The 22,792-nt window shown below is 40.8% G+C and carries 20 protein-coding genes; 9 read left to right on the forward strand and 11 right to left on the reverse strand.

The window, feature by feature from the left end:
• The first annotated feature begins 14 nt into the window (after window positions 1-14).
• A complete protein-coding gene (locus PQ461_RS08465) occupies window positions 15-785 on the forward strand; it encodes a hypothetical protein (RefSeq protein ID WP_274303270.1) in 771 nt (256 codons plus the stop codon).
• Window positions 786-895: 110 nt separating this feature from the next.
• Here the strand turns inward: PQ461_RS08465 and PQ461_RS08470 are convergent, their stop codons facing one another.
• Together PQ461_RS08470 and PQ461_RS08475 are read right to left on the reverse strand one after the other, a co-directional pair.
• Complete coding sequence (locus tag PQ461_RS08470; RefSeq protein WP_274303272.1) at window positions 896-1,891, reverse strand: aldo/keto reductase; 996 nt, start codon at window positions 1,889-1,891, stop codon at window positions 896-898.
• 32 nt (window positions 1,892-1,923) lie between these two features.
• Complete coding sequence (locus PQ461_RS08475; protein WP_274303275.1) at window positions 1,924-2,649, reverse strand: DUF72 domain-containing protein; 726 nt, start codon at window positions 2,647-2,649, stop codon at window positions 1,924-1,926.
• A gap of 134 nt (window positions 2,650-2,783) precedes the next feature.
• Here PQ461_RS08475 and PQ461_RS08480 point away from each other — a divergent pair, with 134 nt between their 5' ends.
• From PQ461_RS08480 to PQ461_RS08500, 5 genes are all read left to right on the forward strand, one after another.
• On the forward strand, window positions 2,784-4,679 hold the full coding sequence (locus tag PQ461_RS08480) for a tetratricopeptide repeat-containing sensor histidine kinase (RefSeq protein ID WP_274303277.1): 1,896 nt from the start codon (window positions 2,784-2,786) through the stop codon (window positions 4,677-4,679).
• Between the two features lie 76 nt (window positions 4,680-4,755).
• The gene (locus tag PQ461_RS08485) at window positions 4,756-6,810 is read left to right on the forward strand and encodes a BatA domain-containing protein (protein ID WP_274303280.1); all 2,055 of its coding nucleotides are present in this window, start codon (window positions 4,756-4,758) and stop codon (window positions 6,808-6,810) included.
• A gap of 18 nt (window positions 6,811-6,828) precedes the next feature.
• Window positions 6,829-8,082, forward strand: a complete 1,254-nt coding sequence (locus PQ461_RS08490; RefSeq protein WP_274303282.1) for a dihydroorotase — start codon at window positions 6,829-6,831, stop codon at window positions 8,080-8,082.
• Window positions 8,079-8,753, forward strand: a complete 675-nt coding sequence (locus PQ461_RS08495) for a hypothetical protein (RefSeq protein ID WP_274303283.1) — start codon at window positions 8,079-8,081, stop codon at window positions 8,751-8,753. The genes PQ461_RS08490 and PQ461_RS08495 overlap by 4 nt, the downstream gene beginning before the upstream one ends.
• Window positions 8,754-8,767: 14 nt before the next feature.
• Complete coding sequence (locus tag PQ461_RS08500; protein ID WP_274303285.1) at window positions 8,768-9,379, forward strand: DUF4199 domain-containing protein; 612 nt, start codon at window positions 8,768-8,770, stop codon at window positions 9,377-9,379.
• A gap of 201 nt (window positions 9,380-9,580) precedes the next feature.
• Here PQ461_RS08500 and rseP read toward each other — a convergent pair whose 3' ends face one another.
• The 8 genes from rseP to PQ461_RS08540 all read right to left on the reverse strand — a co-directional run bounded on the left by rseP (window position 9,581) and on the right by PQ461_RS08540 (window position 19,254).
• Entirely contained in the window at window positions 9,581-10,927 is a 1,347-nt protein-coding gene (rseP, locus tag PQ461_RS08505; RefSeq protein WP_274303286.1) for an RIP metalloprotease RseP, read from the reverse strand.
• An 11-nt stretch (window positions 10,928-10,938) separates the two neighbouring features.
• Window positions 10,939-12,111: a 1-deoxy-D-xylulose-5-phosphate reductoisomerase gene (locus PQ461_RS08510; RefSeq protein ID WP_274303998.1), complete on the reverse strand. Its 1,173-nt coding sequence runs from the start codon at window positions 12,109-12,111 to the stop codon at window positions 10,939-10,941.
• 73 nt (window positions 12,112-12,184) lie between these two features.
• A complete protein-coding gene (locus PQ461_RS08515) occupies window positions 12,185-13,687 on the reverse strand; it encodes a GH3 auxin-responsive promoter family protein (RefSeq protein ID WP_274303287.1) in 1,503 nt (500 codons plus the stop codon).
• Window positions 13,688-13,692: 5 nt separating this feature from the next.
• Window positions 13,693-14,433: a hypothetical protein gene (locus PQ461_RS08520; RefSeq protein WP_274303288.1), complete on the reverse strand. Its 741-nt coding sequence runs from the start codon at window positions 14,431-14,433 to the stop codon at window positions 13,693-13,695.
• A 6-nt stretch (window positions 14,434-14,439) separates the two neighbouring features.
• Window positions 14,440-15,408, reverse strand: a complete 969-nt coding sequence (locus tag PQ461_RS08525) for a glycosyltransferase family 2 protein (RefSeq protein WP_274303290.1) — start codon at window positions 15,406-15,408, stop codon at window positions 14,440-14,442.
• Between the two features lie 149 nt (window positions 15,409-15,557).
• Window positions 15,558-16,508 (reverse strand): glycosyltransferase family 2 protein, encoded by a 951-nt coding sequence (locus PQ461_RS08530; RefSeq protein WP_274303293.1) that lies wholly within the window; start codon window positions 16,506-16,508, stop codon window positions 15,558-15,560.
• A 107-nt stretch (window positions 16,509-16,615) separates the two neighbouring features.
• The gene (locus PQ461_RS08535; RefSeq protein ID WP_274303295.1) at window positions 16,616-17,668 is read right to left on the reverse strand and encodes an NAD-dependent epimerase; all 1,053 of its coding nucleotides are present in this window, start codon (window positions 17,666-17,668) and stop codon (window positions 16,616-16,618) included.
• Window positions 17,669-17,760: 92 nt separating this feature from the next.
• Window positions 17,761-19,254 (reverse strand): malate:quinone oxidoreductase, encoded by a 1,494-nt coding sequence (locus tag PQ461_RS08540; RefSeq protein ID WP_274303297.1) that lies wholly within the window; start codon window positions 19,252-19,254, stop codon window positions 17,761-17,763.
• Between the two features lie 368 nt (window positions 19,255-19,622).
• Here PQ461_RS08540 and PQ461_RS08545 point away from each other — a divergent pair, with 368 nt between their 5' ends.
• A complete protein-coding gene (locus tag PQ461_RS08545; RefSeq protein ID WP_274303299.1) occupies window positions 19,623-20,147 on the forward strand; it encodes a hypothetical protein in 525 nt (174 codons plus the stop codon).
• A gap of 23 nt (window positions 20,148-20,170) precedes the next feature.
• Window positions 20,171-21,616: a phytoene desaturase family protein gene (locus PQ461_RS08550; RefSeq protein ID WP_443192785.1), complete on the forward strand. Its 1,446-nt coding sequence runs from the start codon at window positions 20,171-20,173 to the stop codon at window positions 21,614-21,616.
• On the opposite strand, the gene PQ461_RS08555 is transcribed toward PQ461_RS08550, so the two are convergent.
• A complete protein-coding gene (locus PQ461_RS08555; RefSeq protein ID WP_274303301.1) occupies window positions 21,611-21,754 on the reverse strand; it encodes a hypothetical protein in 144 nt (47 codons plus the stop codon). The two genes, PQ461_RS08550 and PQ461_RS08555, sit on opposite strands and share 6 nt — an antisense overlap.
• 139 nt (window positions 21,755-21,893) lie before the next feature.
• On the opposite strand from PQ461_RS08555, the gene PQ461_RS08560 reads away from it, so the two are divergent.
• Window positions 21,894-22,748: a ThuA domain-containing protein gene (locus PQ461_RS08560; RefSeq protein ID WP_274303303.1), complete on the forward strand. Its 855-nt coding sequence runs from the start codon at window positions 21,894-21,896 to the stop codon at window positions 22,746-22,748.
• Window positions 22,749-22,792 lie beyond the last annotated feature (44 nt).

Raw genomic sequence — 22,792 nt, forward strand, 5'->3', positions numbered from 1 at the left:
TAAACCATAATAAAATGAGCTCCAGATCTTTGATGCTGCTTTTATCGGCTTGCGTGGGTTTAGCATCATGCAGTCAGCAGGATAATAAAGCAGTTACTACAGCACCAGTTGCCCCCAAACAGCAAGGCCCCGGCGAGCCGTTTAAATTTCATAAAATGATAGAGGTTTCCCCCGGCCAGTATTATGATGTGTTAAGCTGGGGAAGAGGCACTAAAGTGGGTGCCAAATATCTGATACTGCGGTCTGATTCTACAGAGCAGAAATACAATACCACCGAAGGCGATATAGACGGGCCAATTAAAGATGTGCTTAACAGCGATTTAGATACAGACGGTAACCCTGAAATTATCATCCAGGCTAATTCCATAGACACCAACCGCTATACCAACGTTTATGTGTACGAATACCGCGACCAGCGCGCACAAAAAATAGATTGGCCAAGGCTTACCGTTTCGCAAAGAAAAGGCTATCGCGGCGGCGACCGTTTGTTTATTAAAGATGATAAGCTGATGCGCGAATTCCCTGTTTATGATGGCAGCGGTGCTACAGCAAAGCCAAACGGACAAAAACGTTTACTGGAATATAGCCTGCACAGCAACGAATTTTCTGTGAAGCAGGTAAGTAAAGATTCTACTGTAAATACCGCTAAGGATGGCGTGGTAATCAGCCAGCCTAAAGTAGAGCAGAAAGAAACTGCCAAAATATCTGAAAAGAAATCATCATCCTCCAAAAAGAAAACTTCTCATAAAACCGAGAAGAAAAAGAAACACAGGCATAGAAGGTAACCCAGAGGCGAGAGGTCAGAGACCAGAAATCAGAAGCAAGAGGCCAGATTATATATAGATACGAAAAAGGAGAGATACAAATATTGTGTCTCTCCTTTTTATTACAGGTGTTAGTCAATTATTTGTAGCTGATCTAATTGCTGATTGATAAAATCAATTTCCTCGGCGGTAAGTTTTACCTCTATAGCCTTGGCATTTTGTTTAGCCTGATCGGCATTGCGTGCACCTACCAACGCAATAGTAATGCCCGGATGCTCAACTGTCCAGCGCAATACCAACTGGCCTAATGTGGCATTTTTGTCATCGGCAATATGTTTGATCTTTTGCAAAAAATCGTTGGTGCGTTTAATGTTCTCATCTTTAAAATATTTAACGCCCGCACGGTGGTCGCCTTCACCAAATTCCTGCCCCGGTTTCATTTTGCCGGTTAACAAGCCTCTTTCCAAAGGACTGTAAGCCAATATCGACTTGTTATGTTCTATACAATGTGGAATGAGTTCATTTTGTATACCGCGGTTAACCATGCTAAAAGGGACCTGGTTTGATGCCAGGCTTATTGTTTTTTCAGCCTCCTGCATTTGCTGTGCATCATAATTACATACACCTGCTTCGCGGATCTTACCTTGCTCTTTCAGCATTAGAACAGCTTCCATGGTCTCGTCAATTGGCGTAGTTACATCAGGCCAGTGAATTTGGTAAAGGTCGATATAGTCTGTACCCAGGCGTTTAAGGCTGTTCTCGCATTCCATGATCACACTATCACGACCGGCATATTTATAAATGTCAATCGGTTTTCCGCTGTTGTCTTTGCTTTTAAAAGCCAGCTGGCCTTTATTATCGTCCCAGCGCATACCATATTTGGTAAGGATCTGCACCTTATCACGCGGGAAATCTTTAATGGCCTGCCCAACTAATTCCTCACTTTTGCCCTGCCCGTAAATTGGTGCAGTGTCAATAGAAGTAATTCCCAGGTCATAGGCCGCATGCATAGCACCTATGGCATCATTATCATCATTTCCACCCCACATCCAGCCACCGGCTGCCCATGCACCAAAAGTTATCACTGATACTTCAAGATCTGTTCTTCCTAATTTTCTGTATTCCATTTTATAGATGTTTTTATAAGTATTAGCTGTAATTATTGCTTGGCTATTGCAATAGTTTCTTTTGCGTTATCAATCGCAGCAACAATTACATCATTATTAAAGTAAAACCAAGCCTCTTTGGTTTTATGATGATGCTTTACTTCATCAACTTTCTTTTGTAAAAAATCTGTTGTATAAGGTGATTTATAAAGTTCGGGCACGCCATGAAAGCGGTAATAAACAATTGGCGTGTTTTGGATCATGTCATCCGGCAGGGTAGGATGGCTCATGCCGCAAAAGGTAATATGATGCTCACCCAGTATTTTGTAAACATCCTGCCGCCACCAGGTTGGATGCCGCATTTCTACCACATTCTTAAACGAAGGGTTTAAACTATTGATGATCCTTTCCAAACGTTCTTCGCTGTAACTGAAACGCGGCGGCATCTGAAATAATACCGGCCCTAATTTTTCCTGTAAACCATTGTTGACCACATCGTAGAACTGATTTACGAGATCGTATGCGTCATGAAACTGTTTGAAATGCGTAATGGTACGATAGGCCTTTACCGAAAAACGAAAGTCGGTATCGCTTTTTTGATACCAGCCCTGCAATGTTTTAAGCAGCGGGAAACGATAGAATGTAACGTTAAGTTCGAGCGTTTTAAAATGCTCGCCGTAAAAATTAAACCACTTGCTTTGCGGAAGGCCTTCGGGATAAAATCCACCTATCCAATGTTTGTATGAAAACCCCGAACATCCAATGTACCAATCAGTCATACTTTATAAATTAATATTCGCGTTTAATGTTTAGCTTTATTGTTACGAAACAAATAGCTTGCTTTTGCCGTATTAATAAGCTAATTATTGAGTCCCCGTTTATGTTAAAACTGCTGAGGATATGTTTTTGTGTCATGATGCTTACTGCACAATCAAACATTTTTGCGAATAATGCTCAGCCTGCCATTACTACTGCTTATATCGATTCACTTAACGAAAGGGCTTACAGACAGGTACACGTCAATGTCTCCAAAGCGCTTTTGCAACTCACCGATGCCGAGCAAATGTGCGATAAGATAGATTATAAAAAAGGCTTGGCTATCAACTACATGTATCAGGCTGAAGTATTTAATCAGCGCGGCTTCACAAAAAGGGCTATCGCACTGTATTATAACTCGCTCGACCTTAGCCGTCAAAACAATGACCTTTATAACTTAGCAAGGGCGCTTGAACATATCAGCAGTATTAAACGCCATAACGGGCAACTGGCCGATGCCGAAAAAATGCTGGATACGTGTTTTTCGATCTTTAAAAAATTGAACAAACCAATTGACATTGTAAATGTGCAATTGCGCTTAGGCCTGTTAAAGATAAAAGAGAAACAATACCAGCAGGCTTTGCTCATGTTTCAAAAAGCACATGACCTGTCTAAAAGTATAAAGTTTCAATACGGGGAAAAGAAAACTTACTATAACCGGGGCGAACTGTATAGAGAAATTAATAACATAGATTCTGCAATCTATTATTACAAAACGGCTTTGGTTATTGACACCCTTACCCATGACAGATATGGTAAGGCTTTATCTTATAATGGCCTGGCGAACCTTTATTTTAAGAACAAACAGTTTGATGAAGCTGCAAAATACGCTAATGCAGCTCAGTTAAATGCAGATAGCGTACACGCCCAGGAATTAGCGGTTGTTGCTATAGAAACATTATTGAAGACAGCCACTGCTAAAAATAATATGCCAAATATTATTAAATGGCAGAACAAGCTGTTAGCCATTGAGCGTTCAAACAAAGAAATAGACCGTAATGATGCCATTATACTTGTAGAGGTATTAAAACAGCAGCATGACCATGAATTAGGTATACAGAAAAAGATAGCGGATATACAGAAAATATCCCAGGTTAAAACTGTTTTATTGGTGTGCTTCCTTATTGTAATGGTTATTGTTCTGTTATTGGTATTGTCGGTAACCAATAACTACAGAAAAGCGCAGGCTTATGCTGCTGCACTTAATGAAAAGAACAAGCAAATTAACGAGCATTCAGATTCTGTTGCTGCACTTAATAAAAAGATTCTAGCACAGAACAATATACTTGAAGAGGATAATAAGCTTAAAAACAGGCTGCTATCGGTAATATCACACGATTTGCGCCATCCGCTTACTAACACTAAGAGTATTTTAAGTTTAATTAACCTGCGGCTGGTAAACCATCAGGAAACAGAAACACTATTTGGCCATTTAGAAGCGCAGTACAACCGTACAGTTACCTTACTTGATAATCTACTATACTGGATTAAAAGCCAGATCCATAATGACAAGCCGCGTAAAAGCGATGTTAATTTGCATGAGCTTGTAAACAGCCTTATTGAAGAGCAAAAGCTGGAAGCCCAGAAAAAGCACCTGGTTGTACAAAACCTTGTTTCAACCTTGTTTGAATACCGTGGCGAGCCTGAACTGTTAAAGATTATTTTCCGTAACCTGCTTACTAATGCCATTAAATTTACTCATCGCGAGGGTGCGATTACCTTTAGCGCCTATAACAGTAATGAGGAATTAAGCATTACCGTGAAGGATACCGGAATTGGTATGAAACCGGAGGTGCTTCAGCATATCAAAAATCAGGGTCATTATACCTCACGTGGTACAGCTAATGAAGATGGTAACGGGTTGGGATTAATGTTGATCCGCGACCTGATCAGGAAGATGAATGGACGCCTTGATATTGAAAGCGATTATGGGCACGGCAGTACTTTTACAGTTACCTTAGTAAAGGTAGAAGAGCCCGTTTTTGAAGATTAATCGCTGTTTTGCAGCAATAAACTTACCGTTAACATTGTTATTTATGCTACTTACTTGCACATTTGCGTAATAGCGTATGCACTTTTTATATCCGGCATTTCTTTTTGCACTGTTAACACTGGCCATACCTGTGATCATTCACCTGTTTAATTTCAGGCGGTATCAAAAGGTTTACTTCAGCAATGTGCAGTTTCTAAAAGAGGTGCAGGAACAGCAAGCCTCCGGAAGAAAGCTCCGCGAACGCTTAATACTGGCAACGCGTTTACTGGCATTAGCATTTTTAGTTTTTGCTTTTGCAAGGCCTTATATCCCTGCAAACAATAGTAAAATCGCAGCCGGAAGCCAGCAACTGGTAAGTGTTTTTGTTGATAATTCTTACTCTATGCAGGCGCTTAGCCGCGAAGGGGCACTGCTTGACGAAGCCAAAACAAAAGCTAAAGAAATTGCAGCTGCTTATGATATCAACACCCATTTCCAGGTACTAACACAGGACTTTGAAGGAAAACACCAGCGTTTATTAAGCCGTGACGAATTTAACGATGCTGTCGACGCTGTAAAGATCAGTCCGCAAAGCCGCAATTTACAATCTATTATTGAGCGGCAGCAAAGTTTGCTTCAAACGCAGCCTACGGCTAACAAAGCCTTATATGTAATATCAGACTTTCAAAAAAATATGGGTGCCGATAAACTTAAAACTGATTCGGGTACAGTGATCAACCTGATACAGCTTAAAGCCAACCCACTGCCAAATGTTGCCATTGATAGCGTTTGGTCTGTTAATCCATTGCATCGTCCCGCAGAAACAGAGAAGATCCTTGTTAAACTGCATAACTATGCCGAAGAAAAAGCAGAGAAAATACCCTTAAAGCTATTGATCAACAACACACAAAAAGCGTTGGGTAGCTATACCATTAATGCAGGTGAGACTATAACTGATACTTTAACATTTTCAGGCTTGCAGGCAGGCTGGCAAAAAATGGAATTGCAGCTACAAGATAACCCAGTCACGTTTGATAACCAGTTCTTCGGTAGCTTTTATGTTCAGCAGCAAATGCCGGTTTTAATCGTAACCGGCGGAAGCAATGATAAATACCTGGAGGCTGTTTTTAATAGCGATCAGTTTTTTAAGATCACCGAAACGGCTGATGGGCGGGTGGATTATAATGGGCTATCCAACTTTCCCCTTGTTGTACTCAGCAATATTAAGACGGTATCATCAGGATTGGCACAGCAACTAAAACTATATGTTGAAAAAGGGGGGACGTTAAGCGTATTCCCGGCGGGGGATGCAGATTTAAGCAGCTATAAAAACTTGCTTCAACCATTGCATGCAGCCTATCCCGAAAAACTTTTAAAAGAGGATACCCGGGTCTCTGTTCTTAATTTAAAATCTCAGCTATATAAAAATACTTTTGAGAATATGCCTGAAAACCCTGACCTGCCTTTGGTTAAAGCATATTACCAGCTAAATACAAGCACAACTGCTGAAAAATTAATGTCACTTTCAACAGGCCAGCCATTTTTAGTACAGCAAAAAGCTAAACAAGGCAGCGTGTTTGTAAGCGCAGTGCCCTTAGACGAAAGTTTTAGTAACCTGCCACGCCATGCGCTTTTTGTAACCACAATGCTGCGTATGGCTTTAATAAGCGCGCAAAATAATCCTTTGTATTATAAGTTAGGTAGCAACGAAGCTATCGACATACCTTCAATAGCTGTAGGTGCCGACCAGGTGTTAACATTAGTCAAAGGTGAGCAGAAAATTATCCCCGATGTGCGCCGACAGGATGGCAATACATACTTATTCGTTTCAGACCAGTTACAGCAACCCGGAATATACACCTTAAAACAAGGTGACAACACACTGGCCTTACTTGCTTTTAACAGTAGCAAGTCAGAGTCTGATCTTCATTATTTTAACCAGTCTGAGTTGCAGAAAATAGCGCCTAAAAGCAGCAATGTCATCACTAAAAGTAACGGATCTGTTAACAGTATAATATCAGGTGCAAATTTTGGCTTACAATTATGGAAACTTTGCCTACTTTTATCCCTGATTTTTCTGGCGACGGAAATTGTGCTGATCAGGTTCTACAGAATGAATAAGACAATAAATGCTCAGTCCGGAAAATCATAACGAACAAATCAAACTTCAATGAATTTGCTCATCAAGTCTGCTACTATTATTGATCCCACTTCCCCCTTTCATCAGCAGGTTACCGACATTTTAATTCAGGACGGCATTATTAAACAGATCGGCAACAGCATTGCCGCTGATGTTGAAACTGTTGATGCGGCCGGTAAGTATGTGTTGCCAGGTTTCTTTGACCTGAATTGTAACATCGGTGAACTGGGCTTTGAAACAAAAGAAGATTTTACAACAGGCACTAAAGCTGCCGCAGCCGGAGGATTTACAGGTTTAGCTTTAATGCCAAACTCGCAAAAACCTGCCCATTCTAAAGCCGAGGTCGAATACCTTGTCAATAAATCGCGCAATAATATTGTGGATATCGTGCCTTTAGGTACCATATCGCAAAAGCGCGAAGGCAAAGACATGGCCGAAATGTATGATATGTACCAGAGCGGTGCACGTGCTTTTACTGATGGTAACCGCCCTGTGCAGGATGCCGGACTAATGGAACGTGCTTTATTGTACGCCAACGGTTTTAACGCGCTGATATTCTCATATCCTGAAGATACTGCTATTGCCGGAAAAGCAAAGGTACACGAAGGAGAGGTAAGCACGCTCTTAGGGATGAAAGGCATCCCTTCATTAGCGGAGGAACTGATGGTTGCCCGCGATCTGTACCTTTCTGAGTATACCGGCTCACCAATACACTTTTCGACTATTTCAACAGCACGATCGGTTGAATTGATACGTGAAGCTAAAGCGAAAGGCATTAAGGTGACCTGCGATGTTGCCGTGCATCATTTAGTACTTACAGACCAGGCGCTTTTAGGTTTCGACAGCCATTATAAAGTTAAGCCACCACTACGCACACAAAAAGATGTAGATGCTTTGCTGTCCGGCTTAAATGATGGCACCATCGATGCTATTGTATCTCAGCATACCCCTCATGAAGTTGAGTTTAAGGATGTGGAGTTTGAAATTGCCGAATTTGGCATTACAGGTCTGCAAACCGTACTGCCGCTTGCGCTTAAAGCCGGTTTAAGCATTGAACAAATTGCCGAAAAGCTGGCCGTTAATCCGCGTAATATTTTAAATCAGCCAGCAGCCTCGGTTAAAGATGGTGGGCTGGCAAATTTAGTATTGCTTGATACTGCGGAGCAATGGCAGTACACAAAACAAAATAATCAGTCAAAATCTTATAATTCGCCATATATCGGTCAAACGTTAACAGGCAAGGTGTTGTTAACTATTAACAACAATCAAATTTTTAAAGTATGACAGAGCAGATAGATCCTAAAGTGCACGCTGCATTACGCGCAGCTTTACAGGCTTTTAACCAGTACCAACCAGTAGAAGCTACTGCCCATGACCGTTTCGACGAAGTGTTTAAAGCACCCAAAGACTTTTTGGATAAAGTTGATGACATGGATGCCGTATTTGACGACATGCCGCAACTGGAGCCATTGCGTGAGGTGTTTTTTGACTTGTTGCTGGTCAACTTTTTTAGTGCCGATGTACAGCGCTTTGAAGAAGATTACCTTGAAACACCAGAGTGGGAAGGTATCGAAGAGCAAACACTTGACCGTGGTACCGAATTACTGAACATGCTGTTGTACCTGAACGAGTGCCGCGATGAGCAGATTGAGCCATCTTTAGAGGATTACCTGAAAGAGTTTTTGTTAGTTGATGAAGACGAGTTTCAGGATGAGTACCGCATTTACGAACCGCTTATTGCTAATCAAATATTAATTGAAAGCCCGGTTAGCGAAATTAAACGCGTTACCGATAACATAGAGGACGATTCTGAGATTAAAGAACTGTTTTATCCGTTAATGACCTTCTTCCAGCACCTGCAAACCGGTGAGGATCTTAAGGCCGAACTGATAAAAAATTCCGATGAACAGGCATTTGATAATTCAGTTTATGCTATCTTAGATACGTTTAAATAAAACCTTACCAATTTATGGAAATGTCTGTTCGGGATCTTCAAAAAAAAAGTGCAACATCAGGTATCATTCTTGGCATCGTACTGATAGTTTGTAGTGTACTATCATTCTATTTTATCACTACTATCGCTACATCCATTTGGATGATAACATTAGGGCCAATGTTCTTCTCTGTTATCATTCCTTTAATCATCGCAATACTGTTTACCAGCGATCTTAGAAAGAAGATAGGTGGCTATTGGACGTTCAGACAGGCAGTAACAGGTATTTTTATAATGTTTTTTTGCGCCTATGTAGTTAGTTATATAGGTTACAATTTATTATTTGTAAGAGTTATTGAACCTCAGGCTATCCAAAAAACAGAAGAGAAGGTTGTTGGCGCTACTACGGCTGTGATGGAAAAGCAGGGTGTTGATCAGGAGAAGATTGATGAGCAGGAAAAAAAGATGAGAGATCAATTTGATATTCAAAATAATATGACACCCGTAAAAATCATATCAGGTGTAGGTATCTCATTAATTTTTATGTTTGTAATTGCAATGATCTTTGCAGCCATATTCAAAAAAGATCCTCCACTTTCTATGAGTAACACTTACACTGCAGATGATTATGTTGATCCGACTGTTTAATCAAACAAACTAAATAAACAACTACCGGCCCATAAAGCCGGTTTTTTTTGCCAATATGTAAGCAATAGAAAATTGACAATTGAGGAGGAAAGGTGATGTCACATAATACAAATTGTTTGCTCATTTAATCTTTATCTATTGTCCAATAACAACAAAAGCAGCCATTGGCTGCTTTTGTTGTTTGATATAAAGACTGTGAGATTACTTCTTCACAATGTGTTTCACAATGTCGTTCCCAAACACAAATACCATTAAAGTAACCAGGATAACAAAGCCCACAATCTGAGCACGTTCAAGGAACTTATCACTTAATGGTTTACCCTTAATCATCTCAATAATCAGGAATAAAGCATGTCCGCCATCAAGTGCAGGAATAGGCAATAGGTTCATTAATGCTAACGCCATTGAAAGTAGCCCTACAAGGCTCCAGAAGCGGCTCCAGTCAATATGGCTGCCAAACATGGTAGCGATGCCTACAGGGCCTGTAAATGCTTTGTTTGCCTTTACTTCGCCTTTAAACACTTTACCTAATCCTTTAGCATTGTCTGCAAATGTGCCCCAGGCTTTTGATGCGCCCACAGGTAATGATTGTATAAAGCCATATTTCAAATTAGTAACCGGTGGCTCGTCGTTGGTCATTTTGATACCGAACTTGCCGTCAGGGAAACCTAAAGAACCTTCTTTGTTCACTTGTGCAGTAATAGGTATAATTGTTCCTTTACGGCTAATGGTGAGGTTTACCTGCTGGTTTTTGTGCGACTGCATCTGGTCATGCAACTGATCCTGAAAGGTAACAGGCACGCCATTTACTGCTTTTATACTGTCGCCTTTTAATATACCGGCTTTCGCAGCATAGCTATTGGCTACTACCGAATCAACGGCAAACTTACTTCTAAGTGTAACAAACTCGCCAATGCCGTAATCGGCAACGTCGTTTAATATATTACCTGGTACCGTTACCTTAACATCCTTACCATCGCGGTTTACGTCTAAAACAGTATTACCTAATAATACTTTTGAGCTAAGCAGCTCATCAAAGCGTACAATAGGTTTACCGTTTACAGCAGTAATTTTATCGCCTGCCTTAAGGCCAATTTCTTTACCGATTATACCGGGTACAATGCCATATTTAACACTTTGATTAGGGATATAACTTTCACCATATTTTACGGTAAGCATCCAGAAGATGATTACACCTAAAATAATATTTACGGTAACGCCGCCAAGCATAACGATAAGGCGTTGCCATGCTGGTTTTGAGCGGAACTCCCACGGTTGCGGCGGGCCAGCCATTTGATCGGTATCCATTGATTCGTCAATCATACCCGCTATTTTCACATAGCCACCCAGTGGTAACCAGCCTATGCCATACTCAACACCTTTGTAGGTGTATTTAAATAGTTTAATGTTCCAGGCATCAAAAAATAGGTAAAACTTCTCTACTTTAATACCAAATGCACGTGCCGCTACAAAGTGGCCAAGCTCATGTAAAATTACCAGAATTGAAAGGCCCAGTATCAACTGGCCTACCATTATCAATATACTCATTAGTTATCTTTTCAAATTGTTAAAGCATCGGGCATTTGCTGCACCAATTGCTGCGCTAAAATGCGTGTTTCTTTGTCAGTATTTAAATAATCATCTAAAACAGGGTCGGCCATAAAAGTTATCTGATCCATACAGGTTTCAATAACATTGCTCATGGCTAAAAAGCCCACCTCGTTATTTAAAAAGCCAGCAACGGCTATTTCATTAGCTGCATTAATAATACAAGGTGCATTGCCGCCCTTAGCCAATGCCTGGTAAGCCAAGTCAAGGTTACGGAATGTTTTTGTATCGGGTTGCTCAAAAGTTAAGGTAGGGTAGGCCGTAAAATCAAAACGCTTAAAGTTGTTGGTAATACGGTTAGGATAAGCCAATGCATATTGTATCGGCAATTTCATATCCGGTAAGCCCATTTGTGCTTTTATCGATCCGTCCTGAAACTGTACCATTGAATGGATAATAGATTGCGGATGTACAACTACTTCAATCTGATCAAGCGCTAAATCAAACAACCACTTAGCTTCTATCACTTCCAAACCTTTATTCATTAACGAAGCCGAGTCGATAGTTATTTTAGCACCCATCACCCAGTTAGGATGTTTTAAAGCTTCATTGCGGGTAACTTCGGTCAAATATTGCGCTGTTTTACCGCGGAATGGTCCGCCAGAAGCGGTAATAATGATCTTTTCAATCGGGTTGTTTTCTTCCCCGGCAAGGCATTGGAAAATTGCAGAATGCTCAGAATCTACCGGCAATAATTTTACGTTGTGTTCCTTGGCCAGTGAGGTGATCAGTTCACCTGCAACAACAAGCGTTTCCTTATTAGCAAGGGCAATATCTTTACCTGCTTTAATGGCATTTATGGTGGGTTCCAGGCCTGAAAAGCCTACCATAGCGGTAAGCACAACATCTATTTTGCTATCGGTAACAATGTCTTTTACAGCTTGGTGACCAGCAAGTACTTCAGTGCCTGTACCTGCAAGCGCCTCTTTAACCTCGGTGTATTTATCAGTATTGCAGATAACTGCATAAGTGGGCCTAAACTTAAGGCATTGTTGTATCAGAAGCGCAGCGTTGTTTTGGGCTGTTAAAACATGGGCTTTAAATAATTCAGCATTACCCTCTATTACCTCCAGTGCCTGTGTCCCTATGCTGCCTGTTGAGCCAAGTATAGCAATATGTTTCAATCCTTCTCTTATTTCTGATATAGTTATAAGCCGCAATGCTGTTTTCACAACAGGACTTAAAACTTTAAAGTTATCATTTTATTACAAAATCCGATAATTTATCGGCGATTACCCTGTCGTTTGAAAGGCGCGGAACTTTGTTTTGCCCACCCAGTTTCCCTTCAGATCTCATGTAATCTACAAAAGCATTCTTTCTTAACTCTTTGACGATTAAAGGTTGTAAAATGTTACCGCGAATAAGATCGGCATAGTAAATATTTTTTTCCTGTAGTACCTTATCTACCTTTTCAGCAAATACCTTAATATCTTTAGGCGGGTTGCTGAATTCTATGAACCATTCGTGATAGGGTAGTTGCCCCACTTCGGGGTTAACCTGCGGCGCTACTGTAAACTCACTAATCCCGGCGCCTTCTTCGTTCGCTACCTGCATCAGCGATTGTTCTACTTCTTCACCGATTACATGCTCGCCAAAAGCCGATATATAATGTTTAACACGGCCTGTAACTACAATTTTGTATGGGTTTTTAGATACAAATTTTACAGTATCACCTATATTGTAACCCCACAAGCCTGCATTGGTATTTAAGATAAGTACGTAATTTTTATTCAGTTCGATTTGCCGCAGGCAAAGGCGGGTAGGGTTCTCATTGAAAAATTCATCAACCGGGATAAATTCGTAAAAGATGCCAGAATCTACCAGCAACAGCAGGCTTTTATCTTTCTGTGAGTCCTGAAACGCAATAAAACCTTCAGAAGCAGGGTAAGTCTCAATAGAATCTATCGGGAAGCCAATGCTTTCCTCAATTCGTGCACGGTAGGGTTCGTAGTTAACGCCGCCGTAAACAAACAATTTAAAGTTAGGGAAGATGTCCTTGATCTTTTTGCCACCTGCACGTGCCGAAAGCCTGTCGAAATACATCTGACACCAGGGCGGGATGCCTGATATCAGTCGCATATCCTGATTAATGGTTTCGCCGACAATGGCTTCCACCTTTTCTTCCCAGTCTTCAATGCAATTGGTAGGGTAGCTTGGCAATCGGTTGCTTTGCAGGTATGACGGCACATGATGCGCCACTATGCCCGATAACCGGCCTGTTGGTATACCTCTGGTTTCATAAAGCTCGGGGCTGCCTTGCAGAAAGATCATTTTACCATCAAGCGCGTCTGTATTACCTGTTTCGTAAGCATAGTTAAGCAAAGCATTTCGTGCCGCGTTAATATGCTCGGGCATGCTCTGCTTTGAGATAGGGATATACTTGATGCCTGATGTAGTACCTGATGTTTTAGCCAGGTAAGCTGGTATACCCGGCCACATAATATTGTCTTCCCCCTTTATGATACGGTCGATATAAGTGCGCAAGCCTTCATAATCGCGTATGGGTACTCGTTTTTTAAAGTCGTTGTAGTTGTGGATATCATTAAAGCCATGATCTTCGCCAAAAACAGTATTTGCAGCTTCACTTACCAGGTAGCGAAATGTTTTATCCTGCAGTGTTAGCGCATTTTTACGAATGTTATTAATATGTTTTTGCGCAATGTTTGCGTAAAGCTTTCCAATAAAGGCTTTAAATCCCATGGGTTTCAGACAGTTTCACTTACATCATCATCAATATCCAGATGGCTGTATACCAATTTGCGGTAAGCAACGATCAGAATAATGTTGACAAATGGGTAGGTTAAAATAAGGCCTACGCCGAATATGCTTAGTTTAAAAAAGTTAGCTATAATAATTGGTAATGCTATTAATAGCAGTGTGATAGCAAGTAAAAGTAGTATTTTAAGAATGTTATTTTTAGTGACGAAGAAACTTTGCTGCAAAGATTCGATTGGGCCCGAGTCGTCATCCACAATAAAACAGATGCAAAACATACAGCGCAATGCAAAATAAAGGATCACAAACAGCTCTATAGTTTCTACAATGTTGGTAGCCAACGGGTATTTGGCCAGCAAGCCATCAAGCACGAACATTTTAAATGTTGTAACGATGATGGCAAACATAATAGATATAGAAAGATAGCTGAGCACCATGCGGATCTTGGGTATGATCTGGGTGAACTCAAACTCGTAAAACTCGCTATCAATCAGGGTAAAAATAAGCTTATATAATCCAAGCGTAGTATATCCCTGAATAAGCATAATAATAACGGCAGTAACAAAGGCAAGCGTAAAATCATCCTGCGGGTCTGCAAACTGATAAAATGAACCAACCAGGAAAATGATAAATACCGCAATGGTTGAGTAAACCATAATGGTGACTACATTTTTCCTGAAAATATCCCACGAAGTTTTAATCGTTTCTGGTACCGAAAAGGGATGATACATACCCGCTTATGACAATTTTAATATAATACGCTTCCAAAAATCCTGCATAAATCCTAAACCGTAAGCGGTTAACTGAATAAAGGCAGCTGCTATGCTCAAAAATGCAACTTTTAATGATTTATTTTTAACCAGCGAATGAAAAAATATTAACAATATAAATAATGCTAACATTGCATTACACAACACTGCTATTCTCCAGCCTGTTAGGTTGGTGATAACAGTAAACAAAAGCCCAAGCGTAAACACCGCCGGAAAAAAATGCACTGCTTTAAGCTCCTTAGGGAAAAATTTATAGATGTTAATACGCGCCCTGCCGAAAAAATGTAACTGCTTGTAAAACTGGTAAAAACTGGTACGTCGTTTATGAAATACTTTAGCTTCGGGTATTAAGCCGATTTTGAAACCGGCGGTATGTATGCGGATGCTGTATTCGATATCTTCACCCAAACGGGTAATAATAAATCCGCCTACGGTTTCCCAAACCTTGCGTGAAATACCCATGTTGAAGCTACGTGGGTGGAACTGACCAATGCCTTTTTTATTGCCCCTGATACCGCCGGTAGTAAAAGGGGAGGTCATGGAGTAGCTGATGGCACGTTGAATGGGGGTAAAGCTGGGGTGCGCATCATCCGGGCCACCATAAGCATCCAGCCAATCGGTTTGCAGGCGGTTGTTTACTATCTCCAGATAATCTTCAGGGATAAGGCAGTCAGAATCAAATATGATAAAGTAATCTCCTTTGGCACGTTCAAATCCAAAATTGCGGGTAAAGCCCTGGCCTTCGTTTGGCTTAGAATAATAATGAAGATCGAGTTGACCTTTAAAACTCTTGACAATATCAGCCGCATCATTTACTGATCCATCCTCTATTACCAGCACCTCAAAGTTTTTATAGGTCTGTAGAGTCAGCGTTTCCAGCAGTTCTTTAATTTCCTGCGGACGGTTATACAGAGGGATGATGATAGAGAAAAACATGCTTAGATAGGCAGATGTACTAATTTGCAAATGTGCAGATTAAAAGTTGTATCAGGTATGATGTTGAAAAATCTTAGTGATTTGCATATCTGCGATGTACTCATTTGCGCATTTTATAAAATCCAAAATTGAAAGTCTGAATTCCGAAATTATACCCTTTCTTCAACCTGGTAATTGTTTCTGTCTTGTGAACTGCGCGATACCAGTTCTGCCACAAAACCGGTTAAAAAAAGTTGTGAACCTACAATTATAGCCACTAATGCAATATAAAACAGGGGATTTTGTGTAGCATCGCGGTAGGCTTCATTATGTGCAATGTGATATAGTTTTTCACATATAATCCATATAGCCATTACTAAACCTATAAAAAAGCTAAGCACACCCATGCTGCCAAAAAAGTGCATGGGGCGTTTGCCGAATTTGCCTACAAAGAAGATAGAAAGCAAATCAAGAAAACCATTGATAAAGCGGCTCATGCCGAATTTGGTTTTACCGTATTTGCGGGCACGGTGTTCAACCACTTTTTCGCCGATTTTTTTAAACCCTGCCCATTTTGCCAACACAGGGATATAGCGGTGCATTTCCCCGTAGACCTCGATGTTTTTTACCACAGCCTTTCGGTAGGCCTTTAAGCCGCAATTAAAATCGTGCAGGTTATCAATGCCCGACATTTTGCGTGTAGCGGCATTGAACAGTTTTGTTGGAATGGTTTTGCTTGGCGGGTCATATCTTTTAGCTTTCCAGCCTGAAATAAGATCGTAATTATCCTCAGTGACCAAACGGTATAACTCCGGTATTTCATCAGGACTGTCCTGTAGGTCAGCATCCATAGTAATTACCACATTGCCTTGCGCAGCTTCAAAACCAGTGTTTAAGGCAGCCGACTTACCATAATTTCTTCTAAACTTGATACCCCTTATGGCTTGATTTTGACGATGCAAATCACAGATCATTTCCCATGAACCGTCGCTGCTGCCATCATCAACCAAAAGAACCTCATAAGTGAAGTTATTATCTTTCATTACCCGTGCTATCCATTCGGTAAGCTCAGGTAACGATTCAACCTCATTAAGTAGGGGTATTACTACAGATATATCCATTTGTAAAGTTTCCGCAGTTCCTTAAGACGGAACCTGCGAACGAGCAAAAATAAGAAAAAGGTTGGTTAAACAATCAGATGGTTACAGCCTGTGTAAAGCAATCAAAATTAAAGGTTGTAAAACTCGCGGTACCAGTTTACAAACTGATTAATACCTGTTTGTATATCCGTTTTAGGATGATAATGAAAGTCCTGTTCAAGATCTGACATGTCGGCATCGGTTGATAAAACATCACCCGGTTGCATCGGCAGCATGTTTTTAACCGCTTTTTTACCTATGGCGTTTTCCAGCGCCTCAATAAAATTAAGCAGTTTCACAGGCGACGAGTTACCGATATTGTACAAGCGATAAGGTGCAAGTGATGTAGCCGGATCAGGGTTCTTTTTGTCCCAATTTGGGTTAGGCACGGCAGGTTTATCAATTACACGTATTACGCCCTCCACAATATCATCAATATAAGTAAAGTCGCGCTGCATTTGGCCATTATTATAAACGTTGATAGGTTTGCCTTTTAATATCGCATCAGCAAAGCTGAAGTATGCCATATCAGGCCGACCCCAGGGGCCATAAACAGTAAAGAAGCGCAAACCGGTTGAAGGAATATTGTAAAGATGGCTATAACTGTGCGCCATCATTTCGTTACTCTTTTTACTGGCAGCATACAGGCTAACGGGGTGTGCTGCACCTTCGTGAACAGAAAAAGGCGTATTGTCATTTAAACCATAAACGCTTGAACTGCTGGCGTAAACCAAGTGCTTTACCTGCATCTGCCTGCAACCTTCCAGTATGCTTAAAAAGCCGGAAAGGTTACTCAAGGCATAATCATAAGGGTTAGTAATAGAATATCTTACACCTGCCTGCGCTGCCAAATGGCAAACTACATCAAATCGGTAAATATCAAAAAGCTCCCGTACTTTGTTACGGTCTGCAATATCTAATTTAACAAAGCTGTAATTAGGATAAATGGTACTTTGGATAGGGGCGGTACCGGTTAGTTGTTTGATGTCGATACCCGTAGCCTTTAAACGGCCATGTTTTAGGGCTACATCATAATAGTCGTTAATATTGTCAACGCCAACAACTTCATGGTTTAAGGCTGCTAAACGTTGTGCAACATAAAAACCAATAAATCCGGCTGTGCCGGTCACTAATATTTTCATATGATTACCGTGTTAAACGGCTGATAGCCCGAATTTATTACAAGAATTTTTCGGGCTAATATAAGTAAAGTAAATATTGGATATTTTTTGCCTTATCCTATAGCTAAAATCTTGGTTGTCCTGTCGCGCGTTTCTGCACTTAACTCCGGGTTTTTAGCTAATGATTGCCCGTAAGATGGTATCATTTTTTTAAGATGCTCCTGCCACTCTGCCGTTTTTACCTGATCTTTAAAACAACGCTCAATCAGTTGCACCATAATAGGAACAGATGTTGATGCACCGGGCGAAGCACCCAGCAGTGCTGCAATGCTACCGTCTGCAGCGGTAACTACTTCTGTTCCAAATTCAAGCACGCCACCAAGTTTAGGATCTTTCTTGATCACCTGCACACGCTGACCAGCAATCTCCAATTTCCAATCTTCGCTTTTTGCCTGCGGATAATAATCACGCAATGCAGCAAGACGGTCGTTTTGCGATTGTGTTACCTGACCGATTAAATACCGTGTAAGCGGAATATTGTCTAAACCTGCTTTAATAAGCGGGTAAAGGTTATTCAGTTTTATTGATTTGAACAGATCAAGTAATGATCCTTTTTTCAGAAAGCGTGTTGAGAAACCAGCGTACGGGCCAAACAGCAATGCTTTTGTGCCATTGATCATACGCGTATCAAGGTGCGGTACAGACATTGGCGGCGAACCTACCGATGCCTTACCATATACCTTAGCCTGATGTTTTTTAATGATCTCCGGATTATCACACACTAACCATTCGCCGCTCACAGGGAAACCACCAAAGCCTTTGCTTTCTGGTATGCCTGATTTTTGCAGTAAAGGCAACGCACCGCCACCGGCACCAACAAACACAAACTTAGCTTTAACCTTATGGCTTAAACGGTTGGTCAGATCCCTTACCCTTACGTTCCAGTTAGTGCCTTTGCGTTTAATGTCTCTTACTTCGTGCAGCAGGCTCATGTTTACGCCCGGCTGAAGTTTAAGCCAGTTGAAAAGGCTGTTAGTAAGGCTGCCAAAGTTTACGTCGGTACCCAGATCCATTTTAGTGGCCGATACCTTTTCGTTAACGTCGCGGCCTTCCATTACCAATGGGATCCATTCTTTAAGCAGGGCGTTATCTTCGCTGTACTGCATTTCTTTAAAGAAATGGTGTTTGCTTAAAGCTTCGTGGCGTTTTTTAAGGTAGTTTACATTGTCATCGCCCCAAACAAAGCTCATGTGCGGAACTTTAGTAATAAAGTTTTCGGCAGATGGGATCAGCTTATTTTCAATCAGAAATGACCAAAACTCTTTAGAAATTTCAAACTGCTCAGCAATTTTTATCGCTTTAGTAATATCAACTGTACCATCGTTTAATTGAGGCGTGTAGTTGAGCTCGCAAAAGGCAGAGTGCCCTGTGCCTGCATTGTTCATAGCGTCCGAACTTTCGGCTGCTACAACATCCAAACGCTCAAATATTTCAATAGTAAGCTCTGGCTGTAAGGTTTTTAGCATCACACCCAGCGTGGCGCTCATAATACCGGCACCAATTAATATTACGTCAGCTTCTTGTCTTATAGATGTTCCGTTGCTCATTTCGTAGATCGAACGCTTATCATGCGTTTTCTATTGTTGTGCATATTTACCAAAATATTTGGATAGCTGCTTTATCCATGTTGTAATTTTTACAATAATGTTGCGGTTTAAACTTTGCAATTTAAAGTTTAATACCGGGAACCCATTTTGTTAAATGGTATACCTTTTTAGTTATGCAGAATTCCCCGTTACTTTATTACTCTTTGCTCATTGTGTCATCTTTAAAAATGTAACAATGTTTATTTTAACCTGTAGTTACACTATTTGTTTTACGATAAATGCGAACGTGTGGCCACTATATAGTGTTTATATAACCCTGTTAAACAATTAAAGCCGGATAGCTGTATTTATAAAATAATCGTTTAATTATGAATAGGTTAAGGTTGCTCATTTTATTTTCTGCTGTGTTTATTTTAAACGCATGTAATCAAAAACCTAAGCCGGTTTCTAAGAATATTACAAAAACAACTGTTACCGTTAATGGTAAAAAAGATAGTGTGATTAACAATACTGCTAAAAATTATGGTACGGCAACTATTTCCGGCCCATGTATGAAAATATTATTACAGCAAATACAAGCCACAAAGGAATATAAAACTTTAATCAACGGAGAAAGCCAAAGCAATATTAAGTTTGTCGCGAATTGGGTTAAGGCAGATGACCTTGACCTACAAAGCAGCAATCCTAAGATAACCAATGGTATACAGGTGCTTGTGGATGATAATACGGAACAGGCTGCTAATAAAATGGCCACCTTTATTTATAATAACGAAGATGCCAAACTTTACTTTAACAATGGCAGCGGGCAATACTATGTGATAAAAAATGTCGATACAGCGGCACTCAACAGAATCAGGAATGCCTGTTATTGGGGGGTGGCATCGCATCAATAATCAATTAATATTAAATTGCCGAAGTGTTAGCTAAGCGAGATTATGATGCCATAATAGTAGGATCGGGGCCTAATGGCCTTGCTGCCGCAATTACCATGCAGCAAGCCGGGTTATGCGTACTGCTTGTAGAAGGTAAAGATACCATCGGTGGTGGTTTGCGAACGGCCGAACTCACCTTGCCGGGCTTTAAGCATGACATCTGCTCAGCTATACATCCGCTTGCGGTAAACTCTCCGTTTTTTAGTAAACTGCCCTTACATCAATACGGACTTGAATTTATCTACCCGGAATATGCCGCCGCGCATCCGCTTGATGATGGTACTTCCGCCGTTTTGCGGCAATCGCTTGAGTTAACTGCAAAAGATCTGGGTAAAGATGAATTAGCTTACAAAAAATTAATAAAGCCCCTTAAGGACGACTGGCAAAAGATTTTACCAGATGCCCTGGCACCTTTGCAATTGCCGCAATATCCGTTGGCATTGGCCAAATTTGGATTAAAAGCATTGCCATCTGCCGAATGGATTGCCAAAAGATATTTCAAAACTGAAAAGGCTAAAGGTTTATGGGCAGGTATGGCGGCCCATAGCATGCAACCGCTGGATAAACCAGTTACATCAGCCGTAGCATTAATGCTATTACTTGCAGCGCATGATAAAGGCTGGCCTATACCCAAAGGCGGTTCGCAAACCATAGCTGATGCGTTGGCGGCGCATTTTATAAATCTGGGCGGTAAAATTGAAACCAGCCTAATGGTCAATTCGCTAAAGCAACTACCATCCAGCCATGCGGTACTATTTGATGTTGGCCCGCAGCAGTTATTACAGATAGCAGGGCATAAGCTTTCGTCGCTTTATAGCTGGCAACTGGAGCGTTATCGTTATGGAATGGGCGTTTACAAAATAGACTGGGCTTTGGATGGCGCTGTCCCATTTACTGCCGAAGCATGCCATAAAGCAGGAACAGTGCATTTGGGCGGCACTTTAAACGATATTGCCGCTTCAGAAAAAGCTGCATGGAAAGGCCATGTTGCTGCTAAGCCGTTTGTTTTATTAGCACAGCAAAGCCTGTTTGATGATACCCGCGCACCGCAAGGCAAGCATACCTTATGGGGCTATTGCCACATGCCAAAAGGTAATACGCAAAACATGGTGCAGCAGATTGAAAGCCAGGTAGAACGGTTTGCTCCGGGTTTCCGTGAGCGCATTTTAGCAAAGCATATAATGAATGCCAAACAAATGCAGGACTATAACCCTAATTATATAGGTGGCGATATCAATGGCGGCGTTCAGGATATTGCACAATTGTTTACTCGTCCTGTTTTAAGGGCTTCGCCATACCGTACTTCAGCAAAAGGCTTATATATATGTTCGGCATCAACGCCACCCGGCGGGGGGGTACACGGCATGTGTGGTTACCATGCAGCAAAAAGGGCACTAAAGGATGTATTCAACCTAAAGCCCGCCTTATAACTTTTTAAGTTTCTTGGCAGCCTCGCGCATGTTATCCTCTGCTCTTTTTATTTCATCCTTTTCACTAATTGGCGAATCTGTTTTAATGTCGCTTTTAACCTTTTTATAGGTTTCCGGTTTCTTCTTTTCAGTTTTCATAATCAGTCGGATTGATATTTCAATAACCTATCGCTTTATCTGATTGTTTAAATTAATTGTTAAGAAATTATCCAATTCTAACAAAAAAATATGGGCAAATGATGCTAAAACATTAGCTTAGTATTATACATCACCAATTATGAACCGTTTAAACCAGCCTTATAAATTCCTGTTTATTTTATCATTCTGTATACTGACAGCATTGAACGTATATGCCCAAAAATCAAAGTTCCATGTAATTGCATTTTATACCGCTAAGAATGATCAGGCGCATATAAGCTTTGTTCACGAGGCTAATAAATGGTTTCCCGAAGTGGCTAAGAAATATCATTTCACGTACGATTCAACCAATAACTGGAATAACCTCAACCCGGAATTTTTGAAAAAATACAAGGTTATCATTTTCTTAGATACCCGACCAGAAGAACCTGCACAACGCAAGGCATTTGAAAATTACGTGAAGAACGGAGGAGGATGGATGGGCTTCCACTTTTCGGCTTTTGCGTTAAACCAGTCTACTTATAACCAGGACTGGGATTGGTACCACAACGAGTTTTTAGGTTCAGGCGAATATAAAAGTAACACTTGGCGGCCAACTTCTGCGTTTTTGAGGATCGAAGATCCCAAGCATGCAGCAACTAAGGGACTAAATCATATTATAAAAGCATCCCCTAATGAATGGTACCGCTGGCAAAATGACCTCATAAAAAATAAAAACATTGATATTTTGCTGGCAATTGATTCAAGCAGCTTTCCGTTAGGCACCGGGCCTAAGCAATCTGAAATATGGCACAACGGCTATTATCCCGTGGTTTGGAGCAACAAGAATTATCGAATGGTTTATTTTAATATGGGGCATAACGATATTGATTATGAGCATGGTATCAATAAAGACCTCTCGCATACATTTGATAGCCCCGAAGAAAGCCAGTTAGTCATAAATACATTATTGTGGCTTGGCAACGGAAACAAAACCTACAAAGCGGCTTACTGAGCAAACTTTGCTATCTTATAGCTGTTCTAAATTAAATCTCATTT

Origin of the sequence: Mucilaginibacter sp. KACC 22063 (genome assembly GCF_028736115.1) — a bacterium.
Taxonomy (GTDB): domain Bacteria; phylum Bacteroidota; class Bacteroidia; order Sphingobacteriales; family Sphingobacteriaceae; genus Mucilaginibacter.

Coding starts and splice junctions, on each gene's coding strand:
- PQ461_RS08555 (WP_274303301.1), bottom strand. CDS start 21,754: ATGAAAACTGAAAAGAAGAAACCGGAAACCTATAAAAAGGTTAAAAGC.
- PQ461_RS08475 (WP_274303275.1), bottom strand. CDS start 2,649: ATGACTGATTGGTACATTGGATGTTCGGGGTTTTCATACAAACATTGG.
- rseP (WP_274303286.1), bottom strand. CDS start 10,927: ATGAGTATATTGATAATGGTAGGCCAGTTGATACTGGGCCTTTCAATT.
- PQ461_RS08485 (WP_274303280.1), top strand. CDS start 4,756: ATGCACTTTTTATATCCGGCATTTCTTTTTGCACTGTTAACACTGGCC.
- PQ461_RS08500 (WP_274303285.1), top strand. CDS start 8,768: ATGGAAATGTCTGTTCGGGATCTTCAAAAAAAAAGTGCAACATCAGGT.
- PQ461_RS08495 (WP_274303283.1), top strand. CDS start 8,079: ATGACAGAGCAGATAGATCCTAAAGTGCACGCTGCATTACGCGCAGCT.
- PQ461_RS08545 (WP_274303299.1), top strand. CDS start 19,623: ATGAATAGGTTAAGGTTGCTCATTTTATTTTCTGCTGTGTTTATTTTA.
- PQ461_RS08540 (WP_274303297.1), bottom strand. CDS start 19,254: ATGAGCAACGGAACATCTATAAGACAAGAAGCTGACGTAATATTAATT.
- PQ461_RS08560 (WP_274303303.1), top strand. CDS start 21,894: ATGAACCGTTTAAACCAGCCTTATAAATTCCTGTTTATTTTATCATTC.
- PQ461_RS08520 (WP_274303288.1), bottom strand. CDS start 14,433: ATGTATCATCCCTTTTCGGTACCAGAAACGATTAAAACTTCGTGGGAT.
- PQ461_RS08530 (WP_274303293.1), bottom strand. CDS start 16,508: ATGGATATATCTGTAGTAATACCCCTACTTAATGAGGTTGAATCGTTA.
- PQ461_RS08525 (WP_274303290.1), bottom strand. CDS start 15,408: ATGTTTTTCTCTATCATCATCCCTCTGTATAACCGTCCGCAGGAAATT.
- PQ461_RS08470 (WP_274303272.1), bottom strand. CDS start 1,891: ATGGAATACAGAAAATTAGGAAGAACAGATCTTGAAGTATCAGTGATA.
- PQ461_RS08515 (WP_274303287.1), bottom strand. CDS start 13,687: ATGGGATTTAAAGCCTTTATTGGAAAGCTTTACGCAAACATTGCGCAA.
- PQ461_RS08535 (WP_274303295.1), bottom strand. CDS start 17,668: ATGAAAATATTAGTGACCGGCACAGCCGGATTTATTGGTTTTTATGTT.
- PQ461_RS08480 (WP_274303277.1), top strand. CDS start 2,784: ATGATGCTTACTGCACAATCAAACATTTTTGCGAATAATGCTCAGCCT.
- PQ461_RS08490 (WP_274303282.1), top strand. CDS start 6,829: ATGAATTTGCTCATCAAGTCTGCTACTATTATTGATCCCACTTCCCCC.
- PQ461_RS08465 (WP_274303270.1), top strand. CDS start 15: ATGAGCTCCAGATCTTTGATGCTGCTTTTATCGGCTTGCGTGGGTTTA.